At 72.3% G+C, this 7,021-nt stretch carries 7 protein-coding genes and 1 tRNA gene; 3 read left to right on the top strand and 5 right to left on the bottom strand.

Annotated features, from left to right (window positions below; translation table 11 throughout):
• The 3 genes from BG452_RS47795 to BG452_RS26715 all read right to left on the bottom strand — a co-directional run.
• Window positions 1–588: chaplin (locus BG452_RS47795; RefSeq protein WP_188306910.1), on the bottom strand; the 588-nt coding region annotated here is incomplete at its 3' end.
• A 335-nt stretch (window positions 589–923) separates the two neighbouring features.
• Entirely contained in the window at window positions 924–1,166 is a 243-nt protein-coding gene (locus BG452_RS26710) for a chaplin (RefSeq protein WP_223242765.1), read from the bottom strand.
• A 268-nt stretch (window positions 1,167–1,434) separates the two neighbouring features.
• Window positions 1,435–2,766 carry a M20/M25/M40 family metallo-hydrolase gene (locus BG452_RS26715; protein WP_188306912.1) on the bottom strand — a complete coding sequence of 444 codons (1,332 nt, stop codon included), beginning with the start codon at window positions 2,764–2,766 and terminating at the stop codon, window positions 1,435–1,437.
• Window positions 2,767–3,057: 291 nt separating this feature from the next.
• Here BG452_RS26715 and BG452_RS26720 point away from each other — a divergent pair.
• Window positions 3,058–3,142: transfer RNA gene (locus BG452_RS26720), tRNA-Leu, on the top strand.
• Window positions 3,143–3,548: 406 nt separating this feature from the next.
• Here the strand turns inward: BG452_RS26720 and BG452_RS26725 are convergent.
• The gene (locus BG452_RS26725; RefSeq protein ID WP_188306913.1) at window positions 3,549–4,280 is read right to left on the bottom strand and encodes an HAD family hydrolase; all 732 of its coding nucleotides are present in this window, start codon (window positions 4,278–4,280) and stop codon (window positions 3,549–3,551) included.
• A gap of 24 nt (window positions 4,281–4,304) precedes the next feature.
• Entirely contained in the window at window positions 4,305–4,934 is a 630-nt protein-coding gene (locus BG452_RS26730; protein ID WP_188306914.1) for a ScbR family autoregulator-binding transcription factor, read from the bottom strand.
• A gap of 237 nt (window positions 4,935–5,171) precedes the next feature.
• On the opposite strand from BG452_RS26730, the gene BG452_RS26735 reads away from it, so the two are divergent.
• Together BG452_RS26735 and BG452_RS26740 are read left to right on the top strand one after the other, a co-directional pair.
• Window positions 5,172–6,215, top strand: a complete 1,044-nt coding sequence (locus tag BG452_RS26735; RefSeq protein WP_188306915.1) for a ScbA/BarX family gamma-butyrolactone biosynthesis protein — start codon at window positions 5,172–5,174, stop codon at window positions 6,213–6,215.
• The coding region (locus BG452_RS26740) for an acyl-CoA dehydrogenase family protein (RefSeq protein ID WP_188306916.1) at window positions 6,212–7,021 on the top strand (810 nt) is incomplete at its 3' end. The genes BG452_RS26735 and BG452_RS26740, both read left to right, overlap by 4 nt.

Genomic DNA, 7,021 nt, shown 5'->3' on the forward strand with positions numbered 1-7,021 from the left:
GTTGCGCGAGCTGCCCGACCCGGTGTCGCTGGCCGGCGGGGTGGTGTGACCCTCGGGGCAGTCGTCGGTCGGCTTCGGGGCGGGCCGGGCCACGTTGGCGCAGTCGTTGCCGAAGGCCGGGTTGCCGACGCCGACCACGTCCACGGAGTTGCCGCAGGCGTTGACCGGGACGTGCACCGGGGCCTGGACGCTGTTGCCGGAGATCACCCCGGGCGAGTTGGCCGCGGTGCCACTGGCGGAGGCCCCCGAGGCGGAGGATCCGCGGCCGGCGCCGGCGCCGGAGCCGGCACTGCCTCCGGGCCGACCGCCCTGGCCGGGCCGCTGGGCGGCGTGGCGGGCGCCGCCGCTGACGTTGGCACAGTGGTTGCCGTACGCCGGGTTCAGCACTCCGATCACGTCGACCGTGTTGCCACAGGCGTTGATCGGCACCTCGACCGGCACCTGCACCGAGTTCCCGGAGGCGACACCCGGTGATCCCGCGGCACCTCCCTGCGCCTCGGCGGCCGCGTAGGCGTAGCCGGCGGTCGAGGCCAGCACGCTGCCGGTGGCCACGGCGGTGAGGATCCCCTTCTTGGCTACATTCCTCATGATTTCCCCTGACGTTTCGAGACGGCATGGCGACCTTGACGTGAACCTGTATGAAAGTCGGAATTTCCGTATATCCGGAAATCACGCAAGGCCTTTGACTGCACACGAGTTAACGAGGGGCAAACGGGGAGGTTGAGCCGAACGAAGCAGCTTCACCCGATCGAGCGATCGGGGCGTTCGAACTTGCCGAGCACCCCGTCGGCCTCGCCTTCGGGGCCCGGCCCCGACCGCACAAAGGCCCCCGGTGCGGCGCGTCCGCCGCCCGGGGGCCGTGCTGAGCCGGTCCCAACGGACCTCGACCGGCCTCAACGGGCCTCAACGGCCCGGAGGTCGACTCAGACGTTGGCGCAGTGGTTGCCGAACGCGGGGTTCAGCACGCCGATCACGCTGACGGTGTTGCCGCACAGGTTGACCGGCACGTGGACCGGAACCTGGATCTGGTTGCCGGCGACGACACCCGGGGAGCTCGCGGCCACACCCTCGGCACCGGCACCGCCGTGAGCGGACGCCACACCGGCGGCGGCGAGCACCAGGCCACCGGTGGCGGCGGCGACAGCGGCGATCTTCTTGACCTTCATCATTCCTCCTGTATGGACAACGCAACCCGTTCGGCGGGCTGCACAGGAATGAACGACGCTGCGGCAAACGGGGTACGGAACAGATTTGCCATTCACCCGCAACGGTGATGCCTCGCACAAACGCTCGGCGCGCAATTGCAGGCAGAATCGTTTCTGTTGATCTCCCCCAACCCATCCCACAATCATGCGCTCGGACAATGCGGTCGGCCCGCCCCCGGCACTCCGGGAGCGGGCCGACCCAGTCGCCTGATCAGCGGGCCGCGGGGCTTCAGCAGGCGTCGAGGAAGCGGTCCAGCACCCGGACGCCGAACTTCAGCCCGTCCACCGGCACCCGCTCGTCCACACCGTGGAACATCCCGGCGAAGTCCAGCTCCGGCGGGAGCTGCAGCGGCGCGAAGCCGAAGCAGCGGATGCCGAGGTCCTGGAAGGACTTGGCGTCCGTCCCGCCCGAGAGGCAGTACGGCACGGCGCGGGCGATCGGGTCCTCCGCGCGCAGCGCGGTCTGCATCGCCTCCACCAGCGCGCCGTCGAAGCTGGTCTCGATCGCGCGGTCCGAGTGCAGGCTCTCCCGCTTCACGCGCGGGCCGAGCACGCTGTCCAGCTCGGCCAGGAACTCCTCCTCGTAGCCGGGCAGGAAGCGCCCGTCCACGTGCGCGGTGGCCTGACCGGGGATCACGTTCACCTTGTAGCCGGCGCCCAGCATGGTCGGCTGGGCGGTGTTGCGCAGCGTGGTGCCGATCATCTTGGCGATGCCGCCGAGGACGCGCAGCGTCTCGTCCATGTTCTCCGGGTCCAGCTCGACCCCGAGCGCGTCGGACAGCTCGTCCAGGAAGGCCCGGACGGTCTTGGTGATCCGCAGCGGGAACTTGTGCCGGCCGAGCCGGGCGACCGCCTCGCACAGCTCGGTGATCGCGTTGTCGTCGTTCTCCATCGAGCCGTGCCCGGCCCGGCCCTCGACCGTCAGGCGCATCCAGTGCATGCCCTTCTCGGCCGTCTCCACCAGGTAGAGCCGCACCTGGTCGTTGACGGTGAAGGAGAAGCCGCCGACCTCGCCGATGCCCTCGGTCACGCCCTCGAACAGCTCCGGGTGCTTGTCCACCAGGAAGCGCGCGCCGTAGGTGCCGCCCGCCTCCTCGTCGGCGACGAAGGCCAGCACCAGGTCGCGCGGGGGCTTGCGGCCGGTGCGCAGCCGGTCGCGGACCACCGCGAGGGTCATCGCGTCCATGTCCTTCATGTCGACCGCGCCGCGCCCCCAGACGCAGCCGTCGGCGATCTCGCCGCCGAAGGGGTCGTACGTCCAGTCCGCGGCGTTGGCCGGCACCACGTCCGTGTGGCCGTGGATCAGCAGGCCCGGACGGGAGCGGTCCTCGCCCTCGATCCGGACCACGGTCGAGGCCCGCCCCTTGGCCGACTCGAAGATCTGCGGCTCCAGCCCGAACTCGGCGAGTTGCTCGGCCACGTACTCGGCCGCCTTGCGCTCACCCGGGCCCGAGCCGTCGCCGTAGTTGCTGGTGTCGATCCGGATCAGATCGCGACAGATCTCGGCGACCTCAGACTCAGCCGTCACCCTCGGCGCCGCCGCCTCGCTCCGCTCGCTCACGGTCACTCCTCGTCTTGGGCCCGCACCGACGCACCAGCGCGCCACCCCCAGGACCTGCACCCGGGCCGTACGAGCACGTCCGCCCATCCTCCCCCAGCCCTCGATCACGATCCACCCCCCGCACGGCCCCGAAACCCGCTGGTCACGCCCCCGCCACAAGCCGCCCCTTGCCCCCGCCACCAGCCCCGCACCCCGCTCCGGAGCCGTTTTGGGACCCCAAGCCGATCTTTGCTACAGTTACATCTGTCAGCGCGACGGACGAGAGATCCGAAGCCGCGAGGGCGACACCTGGTCCGGGTGGCGGAATGGCAGACGCGCTAGCTTGAGGTGCTAGTGCCCTTTATCGGGCGTGGGGGTTCAAGTCCCCCCTCGGACACCGACGAGAGAACCCCAGTTGATCTGGGGTTCTCTTTGTTTTCCGGGGCTTCGTGGGTTGGCCGGGGCCGGGTTCGTGGGTTCGTGTGGTGTCCGAACGTACCGTGGGGACGGCCGGGTTGGCCAGGGTGGTCGCTGGGCGGCGGGTGAACTCGGGTGGTGGGGGCGCGGGTTCGGGTGTGCGAGTGCGGAGCGGGCTCGGTTGCACGCGGTGGCTCGGTGGGTTCAGGCGGCGGGGGGTGGGCCGCTGGTGGGCATCCGCGGCGAGACGGACCCACGGGGATGCTTGCGCGGCGACGCCAGAAGATCTACATACCTTTGAGAAGGTATTTTCATGGGGCTGTAACGTGCCGCAGCACGACCTTCACATGGAGAAGGCATGGAGCCCGGAGCCCGGGGCCCGGAGCTCAGCGCTCCGCGGCACCTGCGAACGGCGCTCCGGCCGGCAGCAGCCGGGCGCCGGGGATCCGGTCCGCCAGGCCGCGGTCACCGACCACCACCGGGTGGCCCACCGCGGTCAGCATCGGCAGGTCGGACACGTGGTCGCCGTAGCCGTAGCAGTCCGCCGGGTCGACGTGCGGGTACGCCCGGAGCAGGGCGCGTACGGCCCGGTGCTTCTCCTCGCCGATCACCGGCTCGCCGACCAGCTCACCGGTGAGGACTCCCCCGCGCACCGCCGGCCGGCTGCACACCACGTGGGCCGCGCCGACGTCCCGCGCGACGGGCTCGACCAGCGCCGGGAAGGAGCCGGAGACCAGCACCACCGGATCGCCCGCCGCCCGGTGCCGGGTCAGGGCCTCGCGGGTGGCGGCGATGTAGAAGCCGGCGCTCCTGGAGCGCCGGGCGAACCACTCCCGACCGGCCGCGGCGACCGACTCCTCGGACACCCCGGCCCACACCCGGTAGTAGGCCCGGTTCGCCTGCTCGCGCGACGCCCCGGCCGCCACCAGCGCGCTCAGCTCCGCCCGCACCCGGGCGGCCCGCTCGGCGCCCGACGGCCCGTACCGACCACCGAGGTAGAAGTCGAGGAAGTCGAACATGCTCTTGCAGTTGATCAGCGTCTCGTCGACGTCACTGAAGGCCAGCCGGTCGGACGGGGTCGGCCGCTCGGACGGGGTGAGCCGGTCGGACGGGGGCATGGCGGGGCTCCTCTGGGTCCGGGGTCACCTCGGGGTGACGTGGCGGTCGGGCGCGGCCACGGGCCTCGGGAGGGCGCGCAGCGCGGGGAAGAGCGTGTCGCGCACCTCGCGCCAGCGTTCGGCGAAGTCGGCGCGGCCGTGCAGGTTGTCGGAGATGTGCTGGGCGCCGAAGAAGGCCGCGACGGCGACCCGGGCGGCCACGTCCGGGTCGATGTGCCGGGCCAACTGGCCCTGGCCGTGGGCCTCGTGCATCAGCGTCGAGATCAGGTTGGTCCAGTCGACGTAGGGCAGCGGCAGTTCGACGTCGACGGCGTCGCGCTCGTTCTGCAGCCGGGTGCCGGCCTGCATGATCGGGTCCTCCAGGAACGCGGCGGTGGCCGCGTTGAACATCTCGATCACGGTGTCCAGCGGCGACAGGCCCTTCCCACGCACCGCGTCCAGCGTCACCGGCCAGCGTGAGTACAACTCGTCGACCACCGCGACGGCAAGGGCCTGCTTGTTGGGGAAGTGGAAGTAGACAGCACCCTTGGTCATCGCGACCTCGTCCGCCACGTCCTTGATGCTGGTCTGCTGGTAGCCGCGCTCGGCGAAGATCCGCGCGGCGCAGTGCAGGATCTGCTCCCGCGTCCGCTCCGCACGTTCCTGACGCAGCATCGGACCGGCCGCGCCCGCGGGCCGGATCGTCGGAGCAGGCCACAGCGATTCCACAGCAACACCCTTGTTCTGACTCACAGTTCGCCAATCCTCTCTTGCGCCCCAGCGCTTCTAGCTTTATACCTTCGCCCAGGTATATTTTCGGGCCGGGATCAACGGTCACCCGACATGCCCCTCGCCCGCAGATGGGGTGGAACCACCTTAGGGAACGGCACACCAACGGGGAGACGCACTCACATGTCCATCTTCACCGCATCGCCAAGGTACCCGTCGTCGGACCAGGCGGCATCGCTCGCGCCTGTCCGCAGACTCTCGTTCCGGCACCGCCTTCCGGCCGGCGCCGTCCACAAGACCTCCCCGACGGAGGTCCTGCTCACCGACGCCATCCGCGCCGCTGACGGTCACTTCACCGTCGGCGCCCTGTGGCACCGGGACCGATTCCTCCACTCGTTCCTCCATGACGGCGGGCAGGGCCGCTCGCCGGATCCGCTCCTGCTGGCCGAGACCGTCCGGCAGACCCTGATACACCTCTCGCACCGCTTCCACGGCGTGCCGCAGGGGCACCCCTTCGTCCTCGACCGGCTCGACCTCGACCTGGCCGACAGCACCGTGGCGGTCCGGCCGGACCGTCCGGCCCGCGTCATCCTGGACGTCGCCTGCGCCCGGCGGTTGACCACGCCGCGCCGGGCCAGCTTCGCGCTCCAGGCGGCGATCTCCGTCGACGGCGTCCGGATCGGCCGGGCCGACGTCCGTTGGGAGGTCCTGCACCCGAACTTCTACCGGCTGATCCGCCACCGCGACGTCGGCGCCAAGGAGGCCCCGGCGGCCGGCACGGCCTTACCGCCCGCGGCGCCGGTCGGCGGGCTGCGACGCCTCGGCCCCCGGGAGGTCGGGTACCCGGAGGGGCGGCACGTCCTGCTGGCCCGCGACGAACGGGGCGCCCCCGGCCAGTTCTGGCTCGACGACGACCCCCACCACCCGGTGCTCCACGACCACCCGTCCGACCACGTCGCCGGCATGGCGCTGCTGGAGGCCTTCCGGCAGGCCGGCCGCGCCCTGGGCGCTCCACTGCACCCCGCCGCCGTGCGCTCGGTCTTCACCGCCTTCGCCGAGCCGGACGTGCCGGTGGCGATCACCGTGACGCCCGGGCCGGGGTGGCGGGCCGCCGGACCGCGCACGGCCGAGGTCACCGCCGCCCAGCACGGCACCGTCCTCGCCAGCGCGCGGCTCGCCTACCGCGACCCGCGACAGAAACTGACGCTCCGTCAGGAGACCTCGTGAGCACGGCCGGTGTGAGCCTCTCCGCCGCAGCCGTCGAGCAGGTGGTGAACGCGGCCCGGCGCGACCTCCCGGCGGTGGAGGAGCGGCGCCGGCTCGGCGCGGAGGCGGTGGCCGCCGTGGTGGCCGCCGGCTTCCCCCGGCACTTCGTCCCCCGCGAGTACGGCGGCGCGGCGGGCGGCTTCGCCGAACTGCTGGCCGCCTCGGCGGCGGTGGCGCGCACCTGCCCGTCCACGTCCTGGTGCGCCACGCTGTTCGCGGCGCACGGCCGCCTCGCCTCCTACCTCCCGGAGGAGGGGCGGAAGGAACTGTGGGCCTACTCCCCGAACGTGGTGATCGCCGCCTCGATCATGCCGCCGCAGGGCGAGGCGGTCCGGGAGCGGGACGGCTGGCGGATCCGGGGCCGGTGGGAGACCGCCAGCGGGGTCGACCACGCGGACTGGCTGCTGCTGGCCTCCCGGACCGGCACCGCGGACCGGCCCGAGCACCGGATCTTCGCCGTCCCCCGGGCGGACTGGACCGTCCTGGACACCTGGCGGAGCCTGGGCGTGCGCGGGACGGGCAGCAACGCGGTGGAGGTGGCCGAGGCCTTCGTCCCCGACCGGCTGTCCTGCACCCTCGCGGACGCGCAACGGCCGCTCGGCGGGGACGCGGCCCGGTGCCATCGGGTCCCGATCCACCTGGCCGGCGCCCTGATGTTCGCCGCCCCGGTCCTCGGCGCGGCCGAGGGGGCGCTGGAAGCCTGGCGCCCCGCCGCCGCCGCGCGGCTGGACGCGCTCTCCCCCGGCCGGCGGGCGGCGGCCGAGCTG

This window comes from Streptomyces sp. CBMA123 (assembly GCF_014596465.1).
GTDB lineage: Bacteria > Actinomycetota > Actinomycetes > Streptomycetales > Streptomycetaceae > Kitasatospora.

Bases quoted from the DNA above. Each gene is read 5' to 3' on its own strand.
- BG452_RS26730 (WP_188306914.1), bottom strand. From the start codon at position 4,934: ATGCTGCGTCAGGAACGTGCGGAGCGGACGCGGGAGCAGATCCTGCAC.
- BG452_RS26710 (WP_223242765.1), bottom strand. From the start codon at position 1,166: ATGAAGGTCAAGAAGATCGCCGCTGTCGCCGCCGCCACCGGTGGCCTG.
- BG452_RS26725 (WP_188306913.1), bottom strand. From the start codon at position 4,280: ATGCCCCCGTCCGACCGGCTCACCCCGTCCGAGCGGCCGACCCCGTCC.
- BG452_RS26735 (WP_188306915.1), top strand. From the start codon at position 5,172: ATGTCCATCTTCACCGCATCGCCAAGGTACCCGTCGTCGGACCAGGCG.